The 20,367-nt window shown below is 69.3% G+C and carries 26 protein-coding genes and 1 pseudogene; 22 read left to right on the plus strand and 5 right to left on the minus strand.

What is annotated here, in order from left to right:
• The first annotated feature begins 12 nt into the window (after positions 1–12).
• From ACFVKT_RS31275 to ACFVKT_RS31335, 13 genes are all read left to right on the plus strand, one after another.
• Entirely contained in the window at positions 13–432 is a 420-nt protein-coding gene (locus tag ACFVKT_RS31275; RefSeq protein WP_385737768.1) for a hypothetical protein, read from the plus strand.
• Positions 426–743, plus strand: a complete 318-nt coding sequence (locus ACFVKT_RS31280) for a hypothetical protein (RefSeq protein WP_385737770.1) — start codon at positions 426–428, stop codon at positions 741–743. The genes ACFVKT_RS31275 and ACFVKT_RS31280 overlap by 7 nt, the downstream gene beginning before the upstream one ends.
• 9 nt (positions 744–752) lie before the next feature.
• A complete protein-coding gene (locus ACFVKT_RS31285) occupies positions 753–1,103 on the plus strand; it encodes a hypothetical protein (RefSeq protein WP_385737772.1) in 351 nt (116 codons plus the stop codon).
• On the plus strand, positions 1,096–1,521 hold the full coding sequence (locus ACFVKT_RS31290) for a minor capsid protein (protein ID WP_385737774.1): 426 nt from the start codon (positions 1,096–1,098) through the stop codon (positions 1,519–1,521). Before ACFVKT_RS31285 ends, ACFVKT_RS31290 begins: the two co-directional genes overlap by 8 nt.
• A gap of 65 nt (positions 1,522–1,586) precedes the next feature.
• On the plus strand, positions 1,587–2,036 hold the full coding sequence (locus ACFVKT_RS31295; RefSeq protein ID WP_385737776.1) for a phage tail tube protein: 450 nt from the start codon (positions 1,587–1,589) through the stop codon (positions 2,034–2,036).
• On the plus strand, positions 2,033–2,521 hold the full coding sequence (locus tag ACFVKT_RS31300; RefSeq protein WP_385737778.1) for a hypothetical protein: 489 nt from the start codon (positions 2,033–2,035) through the stop codon (positions 2,519–2,521). The genes ACFVKT_RS31295 and ACFVKT_RS31300 overlap by 4 nt, the downstream gene beginning before the upstream one ends.
• Before the next feature lie 134 nt (positions 2,522–2,655).
• The gene (locus tag ACFVKT_RS31305) at positions 2,656–5,847 is read left to right on the plus strand and encodes a hypothetical protein (protein WP_385737780.1); all 3,192 of its coding nucleotides are present in this window, start codon (positions 2,656–2,658) and stop codon (positions 5,845–5,847) included.
• A 10-nt stretch (positions 5,848–5,857) separates the two neighbouring features.
• Positions 5,858–9,181 carry a hypothetical protein gene (locus ACFVKT_RS31310; RefSeq protein ID WP_385737782.1) on the plus strand — a complete coding sequence of 1,108 codons (3,324 nt, stop codon included), beginning with the start codon at positions 5,858–5,860 and terminating at the stop codon, positions 9,179–9,181.
• 12 nt (positions 9,182–9,193) lie between these two features.
• Positions 9,194–9,724 (plus strand): hypothetical protein, encoded by a 531-nt coding sequence (locus ACFVKT_RS31315; protein WP_385737784.1) that lies wholly within the window; start codon positions 9,194–9,196, stop codon positions 9,722–9,724.
• 65 nt (positions 9,725–9,789) lie between these two features.
• Positions 9,790–10,014: a hypothetical protein gene (locus ACFVKT_RS31320; protein ID WP_385737786.1), complete on the plus strand. Its 225-nt coding sequence runs from the start codon at positions 9,790–9,792 to the stop codon at positions 10,012–10,014.
• Between the two features lies 1 nt (position 10,015).
• Complete coding sequence (locus ACFVKT_RS31325) at positions 10,016–10,831, plus strand: N-acetylmuramoyl-L-alanine amidase (protein ID WP_385737788.1); 816 nt, start codon at positions 10,016–10,018, stop codon at positions 10,829–10,831.
• Between the two features lie 3 nt (positions 10,832–10,834).
• Positions 10,835–11,086, plus strand: a complete 252-nt coding sequence (locus tag ACFVKT_RS31330) for a hypothetical protein (protein WP_385737790.1) — start codon at positions 10,835–10,837, stop codon at positions 11,084–11,086.
• Positions 11,087–11,344: a hypothetical protein gene (locus ACFVKT_RS31335; RefSeq protein WP_385737792.1), complete on the plus strand. Its 258-nt coding sequence runs from the start codon at positions 11,087–11,089 to the stop codon at positions 11,342–11,344. It abuts the gene before it with no gap.
• A 55-nt stretch (positions 11,345–11,399) separates the two neighbouring features.
• Here the strand turns inward: ACFVKT_RS31335 and ACFVKT_RS31340 are convergent, their stop codons facing one another.
• On the minus strand, positions 11,400–12,158 hold the full coding sequence (locus tag ACFVKT_RS31340; protein WP_385737794.1) for a GntR family transcriptional regulator: 759 nt from the start codon (positions 12,156–12,158) through the stop codon (positions 11,400–11,402).
• Between the two features lie 96 nt (positions 12,159–12,254).
• Between ACFVKT_RS31340 and ACFVKT_RS31345 the strand changes: the two genes are divergently transcribed.
• Genes ACFVKT_RS31345 through ACFVKT_RS31360 form a run of 4 tightly spaced genes read left to right on the plus strand, consistent with a single transcriptional unit; the run spans position 12,255 to position 13,016 of the window.
• Positions 12,255–12,497, plus strand: a complete 243-nt coding sequence (locus tag ACFVKT_RS31345) for a hypothetical protein (RefSeq protein ID WP_385737796.1) — start codon at positions 12,255–12,257, stop codon at positions 12,495–12,497.
• On the plus strand, positions 12,494–12,622 hold the full coding sequence (locus ACFVKT_RS31350; protein WP_385737798.1) for a hypothetical protein: 129 nt from the start codon (positions 12,494–12,496) through the stop codon (positions 12,620–12,622). Before ACFVKT_RS31345 ends, ACFVKT_RS31350 begins: the two co-directional genes overlap by 4 nt.
• Positions 12,619–12,819 (plus strand): hypothetical protein, encoded by a 201-nt coding sequence (locus ACFVKT_RS31355; protein ID WP_385737800.1) that lies wholly within the window; start codon positions 12,619–12,621, stop codon positions 12,817–12,819. Before ACFVKT_RS31350 ends, ACFVKT_RS31355 begins: the two co-directional genes overlap by 4 nt.
• Positions 12,816–13,016 carry a hypothetical protein gene (locus ACFVKT_RS31360; protein ID WP_385737802.1) on the plus strand — a complete coding sequence of 67 codons (201 nt, stop codon included), beginning with the start codon at positions 12,816–12,818 and terminating at the stop codon, positions 13,014–13,016. Before ACFVKT_RS31355 ends, ACFVKT_RS31360 begins: the two co-directional genes overlap by 4 nt.
• A gap of 86 nt (positions 13,017–13,102) precedes the next feature.
• Here the strand turns inward: ACFVKT_RS31360 and ACFVKT_RS31365 are convergent, their stop codons facing one another.
• Complete coding sequence (locus ACFVKT_RS31365; RefSeq protein WP_385737804.1) at positions 13,103–13,336, minus strand: helix-turn-helix domain-containing protein; 234 nt, start codon at positions 13,334–13,336, stop codon at positions 13,103–13,105.
• 219 nt (positions 13,337–13,555) lie between these two features.
• On the opposite strand from ACFVKT_RS31365, the gene ACFVKT_RS31370 reads away from it, so the two are divergent.
• The gene (locus ACFVKT_RS31370) at positions 13,556–13,756 is read left to right on the plus strand and encodes a hypothetical protein (RefSeq protein WP_385737806.1); all 201 of its coding nucleotides are present in this window, start codon (positions 13,556–13,558) and stop codon (positions 13,754–13,756) included.
• 46 nt (positions 13,757–13,802) lie between these two features.
• Positions 13,803–14,933: pseudogene (fdhA, locus tag ACFVKT_RS31375) on the plus strand (formaldehyde dehydrogenase, glutathione-independent); the annotation flags it as partial.
• 65 nt (positions 14,934–14,998) lie between these two features.
• Here fdhA and ACFVKT_RS31380 read toward each other — a convergent pair.
• Positions 14,999–15,427: a VOC family protein gene (locus tag ACFVKT_RS31380; protein WP_385737808.1), complete on the minus strand. Its 429-nt coding sequence runs from the start codon at positions 15,425–15,427 to the stop codon at positions 14,999–15,001.
• Positions 15,428–15,492: 65 nt separating this feature from the next.
• Here ACFVKT_RS31380 and ACFVKT_RS31385 point away from each other — a divergent pair, with 65 nt between their 5' ends.
• Together ACFVKT_RS31385 and ACFVKT_RS31390 are read left to right on the plus strand one after the other, a co-directional pair.
• Complete coding sequence (locus ACFVKT_RS31385; protein WP_385737810.1) at positions 15,493–16,437, plus strand: pseudouridine-5'-phosphate glycosidase; 945 nt, start codon at positions 15,493–15,495, stop codon at positions 16,435–16,437.
• The gene (locus ACFVKT_RS31390; protein ID WP_385737812.1) at positions 16,434–17,381 is read left to right on the plus strand and encodes a carbohydrate kinase family protein; all 948 of its coding nucleotides are present in this window, start codon (positions 16,434–16,436) and stop codon (positions 17,379–17,381) included. Before ACFVKT_RS31385 ends, ACFVKT_RS31390 begins: the two co-directional genes overlap by 4 nt.
• Positions 17,382–17,573: 192 nt before the next feature.
• Here ACFVKT_RS31390 and ACFVKT_RS31395 read toward each other — a convergent pair whose 3' ends face one another.
• Entirely contained in the window at positions 17,574–18,368 is a 795-nt protein-coding gene (locus ACFVKT_RS31395; protein ID WP_385737814.1) for a class I SAM-dependent methyltransferase, read from the minus strand.
• A 191-nt stretch (positions 18,369–18,559) separates the two neighbouring features.
• Here ACFVKT_RS31395 and ACFVKT_RS31400 point away from each other — a divergent pair, with 191 nt between their 5' ends.
• Positions 18,560–19,687, plus strand: a complete 1,128-nt coding sequence (locus ACFVKT_RS31400; RefSeq protein ID WP_385737816.1) for a magnesium and cobalt transport protein CorA — start codon at positions 18,560–18,562, stop codon at positions 19,685–19,687.
• Positions 19,688–19,863: 176 nt separating this feature from the next.
• Here ACFVKT_RS31400 and ACFVKT_RS31405 read toward each other — a convergent pair whose 3' ends face one another.
• Positions 19,864–20,292 (minus strand): CBS domain-containing protein, encoded by a 429-nt coding sequence (locus ACFVKT_RS31405; RefSeq protein WP_385737818.1) that lies wholly within the window; start codon positions 20,290–20,292, stop codon positions 19,864–19,866.
• Positions 20,293–20,367: the final 75 nt, after the last annotated feature.

Consider the following 20,367-nt stretch of genomic DNA (forward strand, 5'->3'; position numbering starts at 1 on the left):
AGGGGGTGCTCGGTGGCGAGGATCTACGCCGTTTCGGCGGACTACCAGAGCTACACCGGGCAGACCCCGCCGGCGGACATCGCAGCTCGGCTCGCGCGTGCGAGTCGGTTTGTGGAGTCCAGTGTGTTCCGGCTGTGCTGGTACGAGGTCGACGAGGACGGCTATCCGTCGAACGCCGCTGTGGCGGAGGCGTTCGCGGCTGCGGTGTGTGCGCAGGTGCAGTGGTGGGCGGAGACCGGTGACGAGCTGGGTACGGCGGCGCAGTGGGGCTCGGTGAAGATCGGCTCCGTGTCGCTGTCGGGGCCCGGCTCGTCATCGGGCAGTACCGCGGCTGTGGGTGGCCGTACGGTCGCCGACACAGTGCTGGAGGCTCTCCGTACGCCGGATCTGACGCCGGACATCTTCGGTCTCGGTGAGGTGGTCTCGTGCTGATCCCCGCCTACCTGCTGCGCCACGAGGTGGTCGTGGAGCCGTACGAGGGGGACAGCGCGGTCGGACCGCTGTACGGGGCTCCGGTCACCGTGCGCTGCTTCCTGGAGCAGCAGAACCGGCGGGTGCGCGACAAGGAGGGCCGAGAGGTCGTGTCCTCGTCGACGTTCTACTGCCGCCTCGACGAGGTCACTGCGCCGCCGGAGTCGAAGGTCACGCTGCCCGACGAGCGGACAACGACGGTCATCGCCGAAGTCCCGCACAACGGCGGCGGGCTGCCCACGCCGGATCACCTCGAAGTCCAACTCGCGTAGGAGGTACTGGTGCCGCAGTACACGCGTTTCAACTTCGACGGCCAACGCCAGTGGACTACCCGGGGCCGGCGTCTTGCCTCGGACGGGCTGCGGCGGGGCCTGGAGCATGTCCTAGCAGTCTCCCAGGCGCAGGTGCCCCTCGATGAGGACACTCTGCAGAGGTCCGGGAAGGTCGACGTCGACGGCCTGGACGGCTCGATCTCCTACGACACGGTGTACGCCCGCAGGCAGCACGAGGAGCTGACCTGGAGGCATCTCCCAGGGCGCAAGGCGAAGTACCTCGAGGACCCCATGAACAGTGAACGGGGCGTCGTGCTGCAACTGATGGCGGTGCCGCTGCGGAGGTGGCTGCGTGGCTGACCTCCTCGACGGCATCGCCCGTCATCTCGAAAGCAAGGGCCTGGTCTCGTACCAGACGGCAACGTCGGGCGGGGACTGCTTCCTCGAGGCACTGCCCGACAAGACCGACGAGGCTGTCGCCCTGACCATCTACGACGACGGCCGGGAGCCGGACTCCAAACTCGCCTACGACGAGCCCCGCGTACAGGTCCGCGTGCGCGGCACGAGCGACCCCCGGGTCTCCCGGCAGCGGTGCGCGGCGATCCGCAGCGAGCTGCACGGACTTGGCCCGCTCACGCTCCCGGACGGCACCGAGCTGATCCTGTCCGTCGCCCTCCAGAACGCGCCGGCGTCCATCGGAACCGACGAGAACGGCCGCCATGAGCACGTCGCGAATTTCCGTATGGAGCACCGCTCGGTAACTGAGCACCGCACCTGATAGCGAATTCCCTTTCAGCCCGCTGCATTTCTGCTGCGGGCATTTAGCCATGCCCGGAGGAAGAGATGACACAGCAGAAGTACAACGCGCGCGATGTGGAATTCCAGGTGGAGGACTTCCTGTCGCCCGGAACGTGGATCGCGATCGAGGAAATCAACACCTTCAGCAAGTCGCATGAGCAGGAGACCACCGACACCACGGTGTACACCTCCAACGGCCAGGCCGAATCGCAGAAGATGCAGATCGCCAAGACCCTCACGATCGAGGGCCTCCGCAAGCGTGACCACGTCACCGGTGTCCAGGCTCCCGGCCAGGCCAAGGTGGAAGCTCTGTCGGAGCGTCTCGGGGAGGACTCCCTCGGCCGCGTGCGGTTCTCCCACAAGCTCGACAGCACGTGGGAGGTGTGGACGGCGCACGTCACCCTCGGGGACCAGGGTGGCGGCAACAACGACAAGGTCAGCTGGAGCGCGACGTTCACCCGCTCTGGCGCGAACACCTCGGTGGCCAAGCCGTGACCGCCCGCACGGCCGCCAAGGAGCAGTCGTGGGATGACTTCTGGGCAGAGGTCTCCACAGGCCGCACGGAGGTCATCCGCGGCGTCGAAGTGCAGGTGCCCACCGATGTGCCGCTGATCCTGGAGCGGCGCATCAACGAACTCCAGGACTCCGAACGCGAAGAAGACGTAGCCGAGCTGATCTCGCTGCTCTTCGGCACCGACTGTATGGAGCAGTGGCGCGAAGCGGGAATGGGCCTTCAGGAATTCCAGACGATCCTGACATGGGGCATCGCCCACGCAAGCGGCCAAGAGATGTCGTTCGCCGAGGCATACGAGATCGTCAAAAAGGGTGAGGGCGCGGGAAAAGCGCCACCGAACCGAGCCGCACGACGATCGCAATCCAACGCTACTGGTGGGCGCTCGAAAGCGACTTCCAGCGCGAGTACCACCTCGGCCCGCAAGAGATCGCGCACCTCACCCGCCGCCGCTTCTACGCGCTCGTAGCGGGCCTGTCGCCGGAGTCGATGTGGCGGCGAATGGCAGGCGACGAGGTGTCGATCATCGACGACGACGAGCAGATCCGGGCCGCCCTGCACAGGTGATCCACCACAACTGAACAACGGGCGGGGGTGCTTGTCGTGGCCCTCACCATCGGCGAGCTGGTCGGTTTCGTCCGCGCGGACGACTCCGGGATGCGGCGCGGCCTGAACGACGCCGAGCTGCGGATGCGCGGATTCCAGCGCGACACCGAGGGCCGCCTGCGCACCCTCAACGGCCGGTTCGCCACCGCGGGCGAACAGATGGCGCTGGGCCTTCGCCGCAGTTCCAACGAGGGGCGTCGGCTCACGGTCTCCCTCGGCCGCATCGGCTCCATGGCCGGGGTGCTGGGACGGGTGGCGGGCCAGGCCGGGCTCATGGCGCTGCGGGTCGGCGCCGTTGCTCCTGTCGCTGCTGCTGCGGCGGGGGCCTTGGCCAACATCGCTCCGGCCGCGGCTGTGGGGGCGACGGCGATCCTTTCGCTGGCGCAGGCCACCGCCGCATTCAAGATCGGCACATCGGGCATTGGGGCAGCGCTCGGGGCCGCATTCAAGGGCGCCGGGGCGGCCGCCGGCGGGGCGGCGTCGGGTGCGAACGCTGCGGCGGCGGCGCAGCAGGCACTCAAGGACGCGGTCAAGCAGGCAGCGGAGGCCAACGAGCAGGCCGCACGGCAGGTAGAGGACGCCGAACGCGGTCTCGCCGATGCGCAGAAGGAAGCGAAGGCGGCGCAGCTCGCCCTCAACGACGCCCGCAAGCAGGGCGCCCGCGACCTGGAAGACCTCAACAACAGCCTCGCCGACGCGGAGCTTGACCAGCGGGACGCGATCCTCGACGTCGAGGACGCGCAGAAGGCCCTCAACGAGGCGAAGAACGACGGCAGCCCCGACGAGATCGAGCGCGCGCAGCTGGCGTACGACCGCGCGGTGCAGCGGCTGAAGGAACAGCGGCTCGAAACGAAGCGGCTGCGCGAGGAGACCGCGAAGGCCAACAAGGCCGGCGTGGACGGCACGGATGCGGTGCGGGACGCGCAGGAGCGCATCGCGGACACGCAGCGCGAGGTCGCCGACCGCGAGCGCGACTTGGCTGACGCCCGTAAGGAAGCGGCCAGGACTGCGGCGGACGGGATCGAGCAGGTCCGCCGCGCTCAGCAGGCCCTGAACGAGGCCATGGCGGGTGGCGGCGGGGGCGGTGGCGGCGGGGTCGACCCGTTCGCGGAGGCCATGGCCAAACTGGCTCCGGCGGCGCGGGCGTTCGTGTACGCGGTCCTGGCGCTGAAGCCCGCGTGGGACGCCCTGAAATTGGACGTCCAGCAGCACCTGTTCCAGGGGCTGGCCGCAGATCTGACGCGTACGGCTCGCAGCGTGCTGCCTGTCCTGCGGCGGGGTCTGGTCGACTCCGCGGACGCGCTCAACGACATGGCGCAGGGTGCGATGTCGTCGGCTCGGGAGCTGGCCACCTCCGGCACCTTGGGCAAGGCGATGGCCTCGGCGAGCGCCGGGCTTCACAATCTGTCCGGCGTCCCGGGCGTTGTGGTGACGGCTTTCGGGCAGCTCGCGGCGGCGGCCGGGCCGAGCTTCGAGCGGCTCACCGCGGCGGCGGGCAAAGCGGCTACGGGGGTCGGCGAGCGGCTCGGCGAGGCGTTCGAGAGCGGCGCGCTTCAGGACGCGATCGAGCGCGCCGTCGACTTGATCGGCGACCTGGCAGACATTGCCGGGAACGTCGGGTCCATCCTGGGGTCCGTCTTCGACGCGGCGCAGAGTTCCGGCGGGAGCCTGATCGGGGTCCTGAAGGAGATCACCGGGCAGCTCGCGGACACCTTCGCGAGCCCGGCCGTGCAGGACGGCCTGACGGCGTTGTTCGAGACGGTGGCCCTGCTCGCGCAGACCGCGGCGCCGCTCCTCGGCCAGGCCCTCAGCCTGCTGGCCCCGATCCTCACCGCGCTGGCCCCACCGGTACAGGCTCTGATCAAGGCCCTGGGCAAGGCACTGTCGCCTGTCATCGAGGCACTGGGGCCGATCCTTGCCGAGCTGGCTACGGCTGTCGGGTCGGTCGTCACAGCTTTCCTGCCGTTCCTGCCCGTCATCTCGGACCTGCTGGTCACCGCACTCAAGCCCCTCGCTCCGGTGATCGCGAAAATCGGCGAGATCTTCGTGAAGCTGGCCCCGCCGCTGGCGGTGCTCGCGAGCACGCTCGGCGGCGCCCTGGTGCCCGTCCTTGGCGGGCTGCTGGACGTCGGCGTGGAGATCGTCACCCAGTTCGCCGACCAGTTCATTGCGCTGCTGCCGCAGCTGACTCAGCTGGTTGTGGGTCTGGCTCCGGCCCTGCTGCAACTGGGCATGTCCCTCGGGGAGATCTTCGCCGAGCTGGCTCCGCTTATCCCGCAGGTCATGCTGTTCGCGACCACCCTGCTCGCGCAGGCACTGCCCGCGGTCCTGCCGCTGATCCCGCCGCTTGTGCAGCTCTCCGTCCTGCTGCTCCGGCTCGCCACGGGCGTGATCACCGCTGTCGTGATCCCGGCCCTCTCCGGCTTGATCAAGTTCCTTCAGGGCATGCAGGCCGCGTTTCGGCCCGCGATCGCTGCGGTGCGCTGGCTGGTCACCGGCACGGTCGACCTGTTCGAGTGGCTCTACAACGTCCTCGTCGGCAATTCGATCGTGCCCGACATGGTCAACGCCATCGTCCGCTGGTTCGCCGCACTCCCTGGCCGGGCGGTGTCCGCACTGTCCAGCCTCGGCCCCCGCATCGCGGGCGTTGCGTCCTCGGCGATGCGGTCCATGGGCAGCGCCGTCAGCCGCGGACTGTCCAGCGCCGTCAGCACCATCCGGGGCCTCCCCGGGCGGGCCCGCTCGGCGCTCAGCAACCTCGGTGGTGTCCTCGCGGCCGCCGGCCGGAGCCTCATCAACGGCTTCATCGACGGCATCAAGTCCAAGTTCGGCAGCGTGCAATCCACCCTCGGCGACCTCACCTCCAACCTGACCTCGTGGAAGGGGCCGGAGGACGTCGACCGGAAGATCCTCACCCCGGCAGGCCGCATGGTCATCGCCGGATTCCAACGCGGCATCACCGACCAAATGCCCTCCCTGCGCTCCCAGTTGCAGGGACTGACGGGCGAGGTGCCCGGCATGGCCCTCAGTGGCGTGGGTGCGACGGCCGGCGCGGGTGCGGGTGGCGGTGTCACGACCGTACGGATCGTGGTCGACGGCCCGGAGCCGATGAAGCGCCTGATCCGCGGCATCGTCGCGGCGGATGGCGGCGGATCAGTGCAGGCCACCTTCGGCCGCGTCAGCAAGTAGGAGGTGCACAGTGCGGCTTGACCTGCGCGGAGAGTTGCAGATCGGCGGCGCATGGGTGGACGCCACCGGCAACATCCTGAAGAGGCAGCTCCTCTCGCACACGCGCGGGCGCCAGGACCAGGACTCACTGACGGACCCGTCCACGTGCAGGCCGCTGCTCGACAACACGAACGGCCAGTACAGCCCGGACAACCCCCTTGGCCCCTACTACGGCCAGTTCGGGCGCAACTCGCCGTTCCGGGTCTCCATCCGCGCAGGCTCCCCCGCACTGGAGGTTCTGGGCTCGGTCGGCGACCATGCCAGCACGCCGGACAACGCCGCCCTCGACATCGTGGGCGACATCGACGTCCGGCTGGATGCGTCCTTCCTCAACTGGACGGACGCGACGGACGGCTTGGACACGGTCGAGATGATCGCCAAGTTCGGATTCTCGGCCGGCGCGAAGTCCTGGGTGCTGGGCACGCGCTCCAACCGCCTGTACTTCGAGTGGTCGGCGGACGGTACAGCGACGCTGGCCGCGAGTTCCACGGTGGACCTGCCGCTGCCTGCGTCGGGGCGGATGGCCATCCGGGCGACGTTGGACGTCGACAACGGCGCGTCGGGCAGGACGATCACTTTCTACACAGCACTGTCCGGGACCGCGGGACCGTGGAAGCAGCTCGGCGCCGCGGTCGTGCAGGCTGGCGTCACGTCGATCTTCAACAGCGCGACCGTGGTCAAGATCGGTGACGCCACCGATCTCGTTTTCACCCGTCCCGTCGGCCGCGTACACAAGGCCGAGATCCGCTCCGGCATCGGCGGCACGGTCGTCGCCAACCCTGATTTCACCGCGCAGGCGGTCGGGGTCACCTCGTTCGTCGACGGCGTGGGCCGCACGTGGACAGTGAACGGCACGGCGTCCATCACCAACCGGCGCACCCGGCTGTCCCATGAACTGGCCGCCTACCCCACCGAGTGGCACCCCTCCGGCAAGCACGCGTGGGTGGACGCCACCACCGCGGGCATCCTGCGTCGCCTGCGCCGCGGTGACCACGCCCTCGACAGCACGCTGCGCCGCCGGATCCCCTCCGGGGGCCCGCTTGCCTACTGGCCCATGGAGGACGGCGCCAACTCAACTCAGTTCGCCTCACCGATCCTGCGGGTGCGGCCGATCGTCACCAGTGGCATGGATCTCGCGGCTGCGGACTCTCTAGCCGGGTCCCGTCCGCTGCCTGTCGTCCGCGCGGGTGCCCTGTACTCGGGGACGGTCCCCAGCGGCTTCGGCCCTCCCGCCACTCAGTGGCACGCCGAGTTCATCTTCAACGTGCCGAACAGTGGGCCGGCCACCGCCCGCACGGTCCTCCTGTGGAACAGCACCGGCACGGTCAAAAAATGGCGGCTGATGCTGAAGACCAACGGCTCGGAGGTCTACGGCTACGACGCGGACGACAACGTGGTCACGTCGTGGCTGGTGGGACCTCTCAACCAGGTCTTCAACACGTGGACACGCTGGCAGATTTACGCCGTCCAGAACGGTTCCAATGTCGACGTCACCGTGGCCTGGATCCCCATCGGCGGCTCGGGCGGCACGGTCAACGCCACTTACGCGGGCAGCGTCGGCCGTATCAGCGGGTTCTCCAGCAACCCAAGTGGCGTCCATAGCGACCTGGAGGGCATGGCCCTTGGCCACATCAGCGTGTTCGCCACCGCCAACACCACGATCTACAACTCGGCCGACATCGCGTTCACCGGGGAGACCGCCGGCGCGCGCATGAACCGTCTCGTCGCGGAGGAAAGCGTCCCGGTCACCGTCTGCGGTGTGGTCGCCGACCAGACCCTGGTGGGGCCCCAGCGTCCCGAAGCGGTGCTGGACCTTCTCCAGGAGGCGGCGGACGCCGACGGCGGGATCCTGTACGAGGACCGCGACCGGCCCGCACTGCGCTACCGGCCCCGGGCCAGCATGTACAACCAGACCCCGGCTCTGGTGCTGGACTACAACGCGCCCGGCCTCGCACCGCCGTTGAGGCCGACGGGGGACGACGACGCGACGGTCAACGACGTCACCGTGGAACGGATCAACGGATCGTCGGGGCGGGCGTTCCTCGAGGAAGGCGCCCTGTCCATCCAGGCCCCGCCGAACGGGGTGGGGACGGGCTACGACACGTCGATCCCGCTGAACCTGCACTCCGACGACCAGACCGAGCCCATCGCCTACTGGCGCCTGCACCTCGGCACCTACGAGGGCCGCCGCTATCCGCAGGTCCACGTGATGGTGCACCAGGCTCCGGGACTGGCGGACCAGATCCTCGCCGTCGACGTCGGCGACAAGATCGTCATCCGGAACCCGCCCCTCTGGGTGGCCCCGGGCGACGTGGAACTCATCGTCCAGGGCTACGAGGAGACCTTCGACGAGTTCGCGTGGGACATCGTCTTCAACTGCACCCCCGGCCGGCCGTGGACGGTCGGCGTCACCGACGACACCGCCCTGGGGATCGTCGACACCGACGGCAGCGAACTCGCCGCCGCCGTTACCTCCTCGGCGACCACGTTCCCCGTGTTCACCGACGGGTCGGTGTGGGTGTGGGAGACCGCGTTCGACGTCAACGTCGGCGGCGAGGAGATGACCGTCACCGCGATCGCCCCGTGGCTGTCGGACGCGCTCGGCCGCACCGTCGCCAACGGGTGGGGGACCGCGGACTCGGGCCAAGTCTGGTCCACGGGCGGCGGAGTGGCCGGCGACTTCGCGGTGGGCTCCGGCTACGGCTCGCACACCCTGTCCACGGTCAACCTGTCCAGGCGGACGTTCGTCACGGCGCCCTTCGTCGATTTCGACATGTACGCGGACCTCACCACCTCCGCGGTCGCCACCGGCGGCAGTTTGATGGGAGGCCCGACCGGCCGCTACCTCGACAGCGACAACTTGTACATGGCCCGCTTGGAGTTCACGACGGCCAACGCGCTGATCCTGACCATCCGCAAGAGGGTTGCGGCCGTCGAGACGCAGCTGACCACGGTCACGCTGCCCACCGCCTACGTCCTCGGCACCTACTGGCGGGTTCGCTTCAAGGCGGTGGGGAGCCTGCTCCAGGCCAGGGCCTGGCCGACGGGGACCCCGGAGCCGGGGTGGTGGCACGCGTCGGTGACCGACACGAGCATCACCACGGCGAGCCTGCTGGGGGTCCGCTCGATCTCCGCGGCAGCCAACACGAACGTCAACCCGCAGATCAGGTACGACGCCGTCCGGCTCACCACTCCCCAGTTGTTCACCGCCGCGCGGGGCGCCAACAACATCACCAAGGCCCACGCGATCGGCGCCCCCCTGAGCCTGGCCTATCCGGCTCGCGCCGCACTGTAGGAGGGAGGACCCGTGGCCTTCATCCCGTTCCCCGGCTGGAACCCGGGCATGGTCATGACCGCCGACCGGCTCAACAGCGCGGCCCTGGTCGGGCGCGTGGTTTTCCTCGCGACCAGGGACACCGCTCAGTCTGTGCCGAACAGCACGGACGGCAATCCGGTGTTGTCGAACGCCATGATCTGGGAATCGATCACCCTGGATGACCTGGGTGGATGGGCGGCAGGCAGCCCGACGCGCTACACCTGCCAGCTCGCTGGCTGGTACCACCTGAACGGCGGGATCTCCTACGCGTTCAACGCGACTGGCCTGAGGGCGGCGTGCTGGTTCGAGTCCGGCGCTCTCGTTCCCGGAGGGCACGGCGCACGCTCACAGGCAACGTCAGGAGCGGGCGTTGCTGCGGTCAACGCCCGGTCGATCCCGGTACTCCTCGGCGTGGGGGACTACATCGAACTGGCCCCGGGCCAGAACTCCGGGGCCGCCCTGAATACGTCGACGGCCAGCGCCCGGCCGCATATGAGCATCACTTTCACTGGCCACGCGTAGCCCCTTTCGACTCTGTCTGCCCTGTGCCGTCTGGCCGGGGCTTTCCTCATGCCCTGGAGGCACTCATGGCAACGCCCCAACCCAGCCCCATCCTCCGGTACTTCGAGTTCAGCCACCTGCCGCCCGCGCTACAGGGCGTGTCGTCCAGGTTCCACGCGCTGGCGTGGTCGCTTGTCGAGGAGGCCGGCCTCGACGCTCTGGAGGTCGAAGTCGCGCTCCGCAAGCTGCTGGAGTCCAAGGACGCGGCCGTACGGGCTGCCGTGGACCTCGTTCTGGAGGAGGGCAGCTGATATGCAGCTCGTCACGCGTAAGGCTCTGGGCTGGCCCGTGTCCGCGGCCCCGCTTCAGGCCAAGACGAAGGGTGTGAAGGTCCACTACACCGGTGCGGCCGTGTCCACGAAGCTCGTCAAGGACCACAGCCTGTGCATCGAGTTGTGGCAGGACATCCGCGCCGCGCACCTGGCCAACCAGCAGGAGAACTACAGCGACGTCGCCTACAACTACGCGGCCTGCATCCACGGCTACCTCCTTGAGGGCCGCGGCATCGGCCGCCGCACCGGGGCCAACGGCAACCAGGCGCTGAACCAGGCGCACTATGCGGTCCTCGGCCTCATCGGCAGCTCCGGCGTGACCGAGACCACCGGCGAACTGCTTAACGCGATCCGCGACGGCATCGACCTGCTCCGCAAGAACGGCGCCGGGACCGAGATCAAGGGCCACCGCGACGGCCACGCCACCGCCTGCCCCGGCGACAACCTGTACGCGTGGGTGCAGAAGGGCGCACCCCGCCCGGGCGCTGGCACGGTCACCGGACCGGTACGGCCGAGTGTCGACCTCTCGAAGCTCCTCGCCGCGGCGAAGGCCGACCCACCGAAGGCCGGCGCGCCCGTCTCGTACACGGGGACGAAGACCGTGGAGACCGCGCTCGTCGCTGAGGGGCTCCTCGCGAAGAGCCTCGCGGACGGCCACTTCGGGACCGCGACGAAGACCGCGTACGCGGCATGGCAGCGCCGCTGCGGCTTCACCGGCAGCGCTGCCGACGGCCTGCCCGGCAAGAGCAGTCTCACCAAGCTCGGCACCCGCCGCGGCTTCGACGTGAAGGAGTAACCCATGTCTGACTTCCCCTCGACCGAGACGGTCGTCAAGACCGCGGCGACGTACGGCCGCGACCTCCTGGAGCGCGTCCTCACGACGTTCCTCCAGGCGGGCATCGCGGGCATCGTCGTGACCCAGCCCCTCGACGGCAGCATGTGGTACGCCGCGGGCGCCGGAGGGGTCGGCGCGGCCCTGTCGCTGCTGAAGGGCCTCGTCGCCCGCTGGAAGGACGTCACCAACTCGGCATCCCTCGCGAGAGGCGTATAGGTGGCGACGCCACAAGACCCCGGGGTGTACATCAGCTCGGGCCAGATGTACCAGGAGTTGAGATCCCTGAGCGATGGCGTGACCCGGGTAGAGACCAAGCTCGACACCATCGGCCAGGGCCTCACCGAGGTCGGCAAAGACGTCGCCGACCACGAGTCCCGTATCCGCGCCCTGGAGCACACCATGTGGCGTGCCGCTGGCGGCGCTGCGGTCCTCGGTGCGGGTGCCGGGGTCGTCGCCCAGTTCCTGATGCGCTGAACCACTGCGGCCCCCATCGCCTTCGGGCGGTGGGGGCCTTTCGTCATGCCCAGGGTCAGGTGCCCGAGGGGATCTCGCCGTACACGCTGACCCAGCGGTCGCCGCGCATCACGACATCTGCGGTCTCGACAGGGCTCCCGGTGGCCTGGTCGTAGTACGTCCGCTCGATCGCCATCACCGGACCGGGCGGGACCATGCCCAGCGCCTGCGCCTCAGCACGCGTCGCCGTACGGGCACGCACCCGCTCGACCGGCTCACCCACATCGATGCCGAGGACACGCATACGCGCGGCGACACCGACCCCGGCGTACGGACCCACCTCCGGGAGCACGATCAGCGACTCGCCCGTGAGCGAGAGCGGCTCCCACGACTCGGCGAGCTGCACCGGAGCATCGTCGGCGAGGTACACGTACGAGGTGTGCATCACCGCAGCGCCCTCCGTGATGCCCAGGCGTACGGACACCGACTCACTGGCCTTCTCTGTCGTCGACTCGTGCCGCCACGTACCGGCCGCGCCCTGCTCGGCGACACCTCGCCCGAAGGGACTGTCCTCGGACCGTTTGCGGTGCTGGCGGATGAGGAGTTCGGGGGTGTCCTGGCTGCGGACGTAGTGGCCGGCGCCGTGGCGGGAGATGACGAGGCCTTCGTCGACGAGGACTTTGTAGGCGCCGCTGACGACGCTGTTGCTGCCGCCGTACTGGCGGGAGATCTCCGCTCCGGAAGGGAGGCGCGCCCCGGGGAGGAACTCGCCGTTCTCGATGCGGGCGCGCAGTTCCCCGGCGACTCGCAGATACAGCGGCGGCTCGGTCGTCACCGTGGGCTCCTTTCGATGTGACTTACGTGACAGAGTAGTGCCCGCTCGCTACTCTCGTACGAGAGTGATTCTCTCGCACGAGAGCGGGGATGTGCCATGCCATTGAGCTTGCGAGCAGCGGCGTTACGGACCGCGCTGGAGCGCGCCCTCGACGAACCGGTGCACGCGCTGACCACCTCGCGCGGCACACGCGTCCACGCCCCCGCACCGCCGCCGCACGACGCCGCGACGTGGGGGGCTGTCTTCGACGCACTCCGCAGCGCGGACTACTACGGCAGCACCGACACCTCAGGCACCCCGGAGATTTGGGCCGAGATCCAAGACGAGGCGACCTCATGACGTCCACGGACAACACCACACCATTCCCGGCCGGATGGACCGACGTCTTCGGCGACGGAACCGTCCTCGTACGGATCACCCAGCCGGTACCCGACCAGCCCCGGACGGAGGCCGACGCGACATGACCGGCAGTCCCTACATGCGCCACCCCCTCACCATTCGAACTCTCGCGCCCGCCGAGTACGACACCCTCCTCACCCACTGCACCACGTGCACGTGGTGCCGGGAGAACCCGAAGACGGAGTGCACCCGGGCGGGTGTCCTGCGCCGGCGCTGGTCCGCAGCAGGGCGCGCGGCCCGCTCGGGGAGTGGCAGCCGATGAGCATCTGCGCGCGTTGCGATGAGCCGATCGGCCCCGGCGAGGCCGCCGAGTCCTTCGTCCACGATTCCGCGTCGGCGGGCGGCGATTCCGTCACCGTCCACCAGGAGCTGTGTGCGCGTCCCGAGCGGCAGACCGCTCCGGAGTCGTTCCGCTTCATGAGCCCCCACTCCCGGCAGTCGCGCCGACCGAACCGGTAGCGGGATGAGGGCGGCTCCGTCTGTTGAGCGGTGGCCGTCGTGACCCGTCGCAGCCTGCCCCTGTTGTTGCTGAGGGCTGCGGCGGGTCACTTGACGAGGTCTGCGAGCGGGACATCGAGGGCGTCGGCGACGAGGAGCAGGTGATCGAGGAGTGTCGAGTAGGCGCCCTGTTCGATCCGGTTGACCGTTTTGCGGTCCAGTCCGATGCGCTCGCCGAGCTGCTCTTGTGTAAATTTCTTGCGCTTACGCGCGGCGCGGACGTTATCTCCGATGGCCTGTCGGCGGGCGAGTACCCAAGCGGGCAGGGGGTCGGAAGGCACGCATACACGCTGGTGGGAGCGGTGATCATTGTCTGTACCATCGTTGGTACATCGCCGCCTGCGAGTCCTGGCCGCTCGGAACCCACCTCGCATATAGAGCGCGCGTTCGAGCGATGGCCAGGATCTGACCATTGTTCAGATCGGCGCCTTACTCGATCATTTCGACAAAGACTTACTCAACAGCACACGCCGCGACGCCGAGCACCAGGTGACCCCCACATGCGCAAGCACAATCCACCCTCCTGCCAGCTCACCGCGGAGCAGGAGACGCGCCTCGACTACGCGCGCCGCGACCTCGAGAACTTCCGCGCCGCAGACCTCGCGCAACTGGACCCCGCAGGCCTCATCCTGACCATCGCGCGGCTACTCACGCGCCTCGACGACACCCTCCAAATCGTCGAGGAGATCACGGAGCCATAGCCGCTCCCCGCCGCCGCACCCCAGTAACCTAGGTCCCTCAATGGCATTCGCTCCCGGGAACGTCGGCCGCAAGTGTCGGCACGGGGTCATCCTGAAGGTGCTCGCCAGCAACATCTGCGGAAGTGACCAGCACATGGTGCGGGGTCGTACGACCGCGCCCGAGGGGCTGGTCCTCGGACACGAAATCACCGGAGAGGTACTGGAACGCGGCCCGGACGTCGAGTTCATCGAGGTCGGGGACATCGTGTCGGTGCCGTTCAACATCGCCTGCGGGCGGTGCCGTAACTGCAAGGAGCGGAAAACCGGCATCTGTCTGAACGTCAACCCGGCCCGGCCGGGCGCCGCTTATGGGTATGTCGACATGGGCGGCTGGGTCGGCGGACAGGCCGAGTACGCCATGGTCCCGTACGCGGACTTCAACCTGCTGCGGTTCCCCGACCGGGACCAGGCACGCGAGAAGCTCCTCGACCTCACCATGCTGTCGGACATTTTCCCGACCGGCTTCCACGGCGCGGTCACCGCGGGCGCCGGTGTCGGTTCGACGGTGTACGTCGCCGGGGCGGGCCCGGTCGGGCTCGCCGCCGCGGCTTCCGCGCAGCTCCTCGGCGCCGCGGTCGTCATCGTCGGGGACCTCAACGCCGAACGCCTCGCCCAGGCGCGGAGTTTCGGCTGCGAGACCGTCGATGTGTCCCGCGGCAGCGTGGAGGACCAGATCGCGCAGATCCTCGGGGAGCCCGAGGTCGACGCGGCCGTCGACGCCGTCGGCTTCGAGGCCAGGGCCCACGGCCCGAACGCCCAGGAGGCACCCGCGACCGTCCTCAACTCGCTGATGGGCATCACGCGCGCGGGCGGCGCCCTCGGCATCCCCGGGCTGTACGTCACGGACGACCCCGGAGGGGTCGACCAGGACGCCCGGACCGGGACACTGAAGGTACGGCTCGGCCTGGGCTGGGCGAAGAGTCACCAGTTCACCACGGGCCAGTGCCCGGTGATGCGGTACCACCGGGGGCTGATGCAGGCGATCCTGCACGAGCGGGTGCACATCGCCAAGGCGGTCAACGCCACGGTGATCAGCCTGGACGACGCACCGCGCGGTTACGCCGAGTTCGACCAGGGCGCCAGCCGCAAGTACGTCCTCGATCCACATGGGGCCCTGGACGGCGTACGACCCGTCTGAGGTGCTGCAAGGCATACGCCCAGCCGGCTGACAGGGGTGCCCACCCACGTGGGCACCCCTGTGCGCTACTCGTAGTGCCGTGCCTCGAAGACGTTTCCGTCCGGGTCGCGGAAGTAGAAGCTGCGTTTGGACATTCCGCGGGCTCCGAAGGAGTCGTACGAGAAGTCCGAGACGGGGACGGAGCGCTCCTCCAGACGTGCGCGCAGCCCCGTGAAATCGTCCTCCTGGAGGGACAGGCACACGTGGCTGACGGGGTGACCGGCGCTGTCGGCAGCTCCGGGGACCATCGTCATGTGCGGCGCCATGGCGAGCGGCGCGAGGTCGAAAATGGTCTCCTCATTGAGGCGTACGGAGGGGAACGACACCTCTCCCGCGGCGAATTCGGTGACCCTCAGGGGTTCCAGGCCGACCGCCTCCTCGTAGAAGCCGGCGGAGGCGACCGGATCGCGCACCCAGAGGACGACATGGTCGAGACGTGCCGAGTTGTCCGTCATGCCCTCAGGCTGGGGGTGCGTGACGCCGGTCGCAAGGGTTTGACCTGGTGTGCCGCTCGCCAGAGATGAGGAAAGACGACCGACCGACAGGAGGCAGGCGCGTGATCGTGGTGTCCGAAGAGGTGCGGGAGGCGCTCGACGCGCGCCGGCCGGTGGTGGCCCTGGAGTCGACGATCATCGCGCACGGGCTGCCGCGCCCGCGCAATCTGCAGGTCGCTCTGGAACTGGAGGATGTCGTACGGCGGGAGGGCGCCGTACCCGCGACGATCGCCGTGCTCGACGGGCACCCTCTTGTGGGACTGGACAAGGAGCAGTTGGAGCGGGTCGCGAACGAGGACGGGATCCGCAAGCTGGGGCACCGTGATCTGCCCCTCGCGGTGGCATCGGGGGCGAGCGGGGCGACAACCGTGTCCGCGACGGCGCTGCTGGCCGCCCGCGCGGGCGTACGGGTGTTCGCGACGGGCGGGCTCGGCGGGGTGCACCGGGAGTGGACGGTGACCCAGGACGAGTCCGCCGATCTGGGTCTGCTGGCGCGTACCCGGATCACGGTGGTGTGCGCGGGCGTCAAGTCGATCCTGGACGTGCCCGCGACACTGCAGCGCCTGGAGACACTGGGCGTGGCGGTGGCCGGGTACGGCACGGAGCGGTTCCCCGGCTTCTACCTGTCCGACTCGGGATATCCGGTGGAGTGGACACTGCGGTCGCCCGGACAGGTGGCGGATGTCATGCGCGCGCAGGACACGCTGGAGGGTCCCGAGTCGGCGCTCATCGTCGCGAATCCGGTCCCCGAAGCGGAGCAGCTCGATCCCGAGCTCCACGCGCGCGTGCTCGCCGACGCGCTGCACGCGTGCGAGGCGGAGGGTGTGTCCGGGCAGGCCGTGACTCCGTTCCTGCTCGACTATCTGGTGCGGCACACGGACGGCGCCTCGCTGAGTGCCAACCTCGCGGCGGTGCGCGGCAACGTACGCCTCGCGGGGGGCATCGCGGCCGCCTGGGCCGGGGCGGCGTGAGCGGGACGGATCACGCGGCTGCCGGGCGAGAGGGAAACGCGGCCACGGGTGCGCTGCTCGTCGTCGGTGACGTGGTCACGGACGTCGTCGCCCAGCACCGGGGTCCGCTGGCTGCGGGCACCGACACGGCCGCCGTGATCCGGACGCTGCCGGGCGGGGCAGGCGCCAACGTCGCCTGCTGGGCGGCGCACGAGGGCTGTGCAGACGTACGGCTGCTCGGCCGGGTGGGTGCGGACGCGGCCGCGTGGCACGAGCGTGAGCTGACGGCATCCGGCGTACGCCCGCTCCTCGTCGTCGATCCGGAGGCGCCCACGGGGACGGTCATCTGCCTGGTGGACACGGGCGCTTCGGCCGAGCGCACGTTTCTCACGGACCTCGGGTCCTCCCCGCAACTCGAACCCGGCAACTGGTCTCCCTCGCTGCTCGACGGGGTCGCGCGACTGCACCTGTCGGGCTATCTGCTCTTCTCCGAGTCGGGCCGGGCGCTGGTGTCGGTGGTGCTGGAGTCGGCACGCGCGCGTGGCGTACCGGTGAGCCTGGACCCGGCGTCGGCGGGGTTCCTCACGCAGTTGGGTGTGGACCGCTTCCTCGCACTCGCGGAGGGCGTCGACATCATGCTGCCCAGCCGGAACGAGGCCTTCCTCCTGACGGGGCTGCCCGATCCGGCGGACGCGGCGGCCAAGTTGAGCCGCCACGTCCCCCTGGTCGTCGCCAAGCAGGGCGGCGACGGAGCCCTGGTGGCCCGCTCGGGCGCCGTCCACGCCCGTGTTCCGGCGTCGCCCGCCACACCCCGCGACACCACGGGCGCGGGCGATGCCTTCACCGGAGCGTTCCTCGCCGCCCTGCTCGCCGGCGCGGAGCCCGAGGAGGCCGCGGGGCGGGGGTGCCGGGCGGGGGCGATGGCGGTGGAGCGGGTCGGGGGGAGGCCGCCGACGGGCAGGTGACCGTGCTCGGTGGCGGCCTACAGGTCGCGCCTACTAGCCCGTTCCCATCGGTCGTACCTACCAGCCGTGCTCACCAGCCGTGTCCACCGGTCATGCCCACCGGTCATGCCCACCGGTCGTGGCCACCAGCCGTGCTATTGGTCGCGCCTACTGGTCATGCCTACTGCCTGCGCGCCAACTCCTCTCCCGCCTCTACCCCTTGCGCCCCCAGGCCGAGATCATCGGCGCCGTCGCCAGGTCCATCGACCCGGAGGCGACATTGGCCAGGTGGCGGTCGATCTCCTCGTGGGTGGCGAGACCCGCGGTGACGAGCTGTTCCCTGATCTGACGGATCGTCGCGGATTCGAGGGCGGCGCAGGCAGGCGAGGTGACGGGGAAGTACGCGTCGGCCTCGACACCGCGCAACCCGGCCTGGCGGAGCAGGCGCGGGAGTTTGCGGCCGTACCCGAGGTCGGTGCCGCGCTCCCCGAGCAGGCTGCGCAGGCCTTGGCGCAGCCGGTTCGCGAGTTGTTGCTCGGGGCCGTACTCGTCGAGGCAGAGCAGGGGTTGCAACGCGGGGTCGGCATCCTCGACGAGGAGCCGGCCGCCGGGTCGCAGGGCCTTGATCATCGACCGCAACGCCCGCTCCCGGTCCGGCACATGGACCAGTACGAGCCTGGCGTGCACGAGGTCGAAGCCGTCGCCCGGCGGCTCCTCGGCGCCCACGTCGTGGACGCGCACCTCGATCGGCGGACGGGCAGCGGATCTCACCCACGACGTGTCGGTGTCGGTCGCGATGACCCGTCCGGTGGGGCCGACCTTCTTGGCGAGCCAGGACACCACGGACGTGCCGCCCGCGCCGACCTCCCAGCAGCGCCAGCCGGAGCCGATGCCGAAGCGTTCGAGGTGCCGGAACGTCGTGGGGTCGAAGAGAGTGGCGGAGGCGTCGAAGCGCTGCTCCGCCTCGGTCTGCCGGTTGTCGAGGAGATACCCGTCGGTTCGCGTCATAGAGAGATCATCCCATTTGAGCGCCTTGTCATGATTCGCTGACGCTCCCGTTGTCGACACTCCCCCGCGGTCGATGTACCGGAGCGGAATGTTCCGTTCCCACAGGCTTCTCCGGCGGTCGAACCGGCCTGGCAAACTGACACGCCAAGGCGCAAAGTGCGGCGCGAGGGGATCCACGCAAGGAGATCCAAATGTCCATGGCAGGGAATCTGCGGAAGGTCGCGGGCCTCGACAAGGTCAGCGGCCTCCGCAAGGTGGCGCGGCTGGCACGGCGACACACCCGAGTCGACCTGAGCCACCCCGCCCGGTCCCCGCTGGGCTCGGCAGTGGTGAACTGCGTGGCTTACCAAGACGGCGCCAGGGTCCCCGGGGGCCGCGATCTGGTCGAAACCGTGGAGCGGGTCCGCAAGAAGGACGACGGGTTCGTCTGGCTCGGGCTGCATGAGCCGACGGACCAGGAGTTCACGGGCATCGCCGATCTCTTCGACCTGCACCCCCTGGCCGTCGAAGACGCGGTGGAAGCCCATCAGCGCCCGAAGCTGGAGGCATACGGCGAGACGCTCTTCGCCGTGTTCAAGACGGTCTGCTACGTCGAGCACAAGGAACTGACGGCGACCAGCGAGGTGGTGAACACCGGCGAGATCATGGTCTTCGTCGGGGCGGACTTCGTCATCACGGTGCGGCACGGAAGGCACGGGTCACTGGGCCCGCTGCGCGAGGAGCTGGAGGCCGATCCCCGCCAGCTCTCCAAGGGCCCGGCCACGGTGCTGCATGCGATCGCGGACCATGTGGTCGACGACTACGTGAATGTCACGGACTCGGTCCAGGCTGACATCGACCAGGTCGAGGCCGACGTCTTCGCGGAGAACGGCGCTCGCGCGGACGCGGGCCGCATCTACCAGCTCAAGCGTGAACTCCTGGAACTGAAGCGGGCCGTGGTTCCGCTCGCCCGCCCGGTCCAGGAGCTCGCCACCCGCCCGATACGGGTGATCGACCCGGAGATACAGGCCTATTTCCGCGATGTCTCCGACCACCTGCTGCGGGCCACCGAGCAGATCGCCGCCTTCGACGAGCTGCTCAACTCCATCCTCCAGGCGCACCTGGCGCAGGTCACGGTGTCGCAGAACGAAGACATGCGGAAGATCACGGCGTGGGCGGCCCTCATCGCCGTACCGACGATGGTCTGCGGGGTGTACGGCATGAACTTCGAGCATATGCCGGAACTGCACTGGACGTTCGGCTACCCGCTGGTCCTCGGCGTGATAGCCACCGCCTGCCTCGTCCTTTATCGGGGGTTCCGGCGCAGCGGCTGGTTGTGAGGGGCCTGGGACGCCGCGACCTGGGACGCCGCTCTCCGAAGTGCGGCTGTCCGTCCACGTGTCCGACTGCCGGTCCGTCAGGACAGCCGGACAGCCGGACAACGGGATGCGGGATGCGGGATGCGGGATGATCCACTGGACCGGGAGGATCGACCGGACCAGGAGGATTGTCGAGGTCAGCGCGTCGCGCTCCTCGCGTAGACGCTCTCGACCCAGGCGGCGAGTTGTTCGTCCGTCAGGTGCTGGGCCAGGTCGGCCTCGCTGATCATGCCGACCAGGCGCTTGTTCTCGATCACGGGAAGCCGGCGGATCTGGTGCCCCTTCATCTCCTGGAGCACCTCGCCGACATCGGCGTTCGAGTCGATCCAGCGCGGGGTGCCCTGTGCCATCTCGCCCGCGGTGATCCGCGCCGGGTCGTGGCCCATGGCCACACAGCCGATGACGATGTCGCGGTCCGTGAGGATGCCGCAGAGCCGTTCGTTCTCGTCACTGATGGGCAGGGCTCCCACGTGGAGCTCGCGCATCAGCTGGGCGGCGCGGTCCAGGGTCTCGTGAGCGGGAATCCACTGGGCACCACGGTGCATGATGTCTCCGGCGGTGGTCATGAAGTACCTCCCGGTGCCGGACGGCCGGCGCGGAGCGGAAGGCACCGCTAGTCCCGGCGCCCTACATTCTCGCCG

The sequence above is a fragment of the Streptomyces sp. NPDC127595 genome, from assembly GCF_042671685.1.
GTDB lineage: Bacteria > Actinomycetota > Actinomycetes > Streptomycetales > Streptomycetaceae > Streptomyces.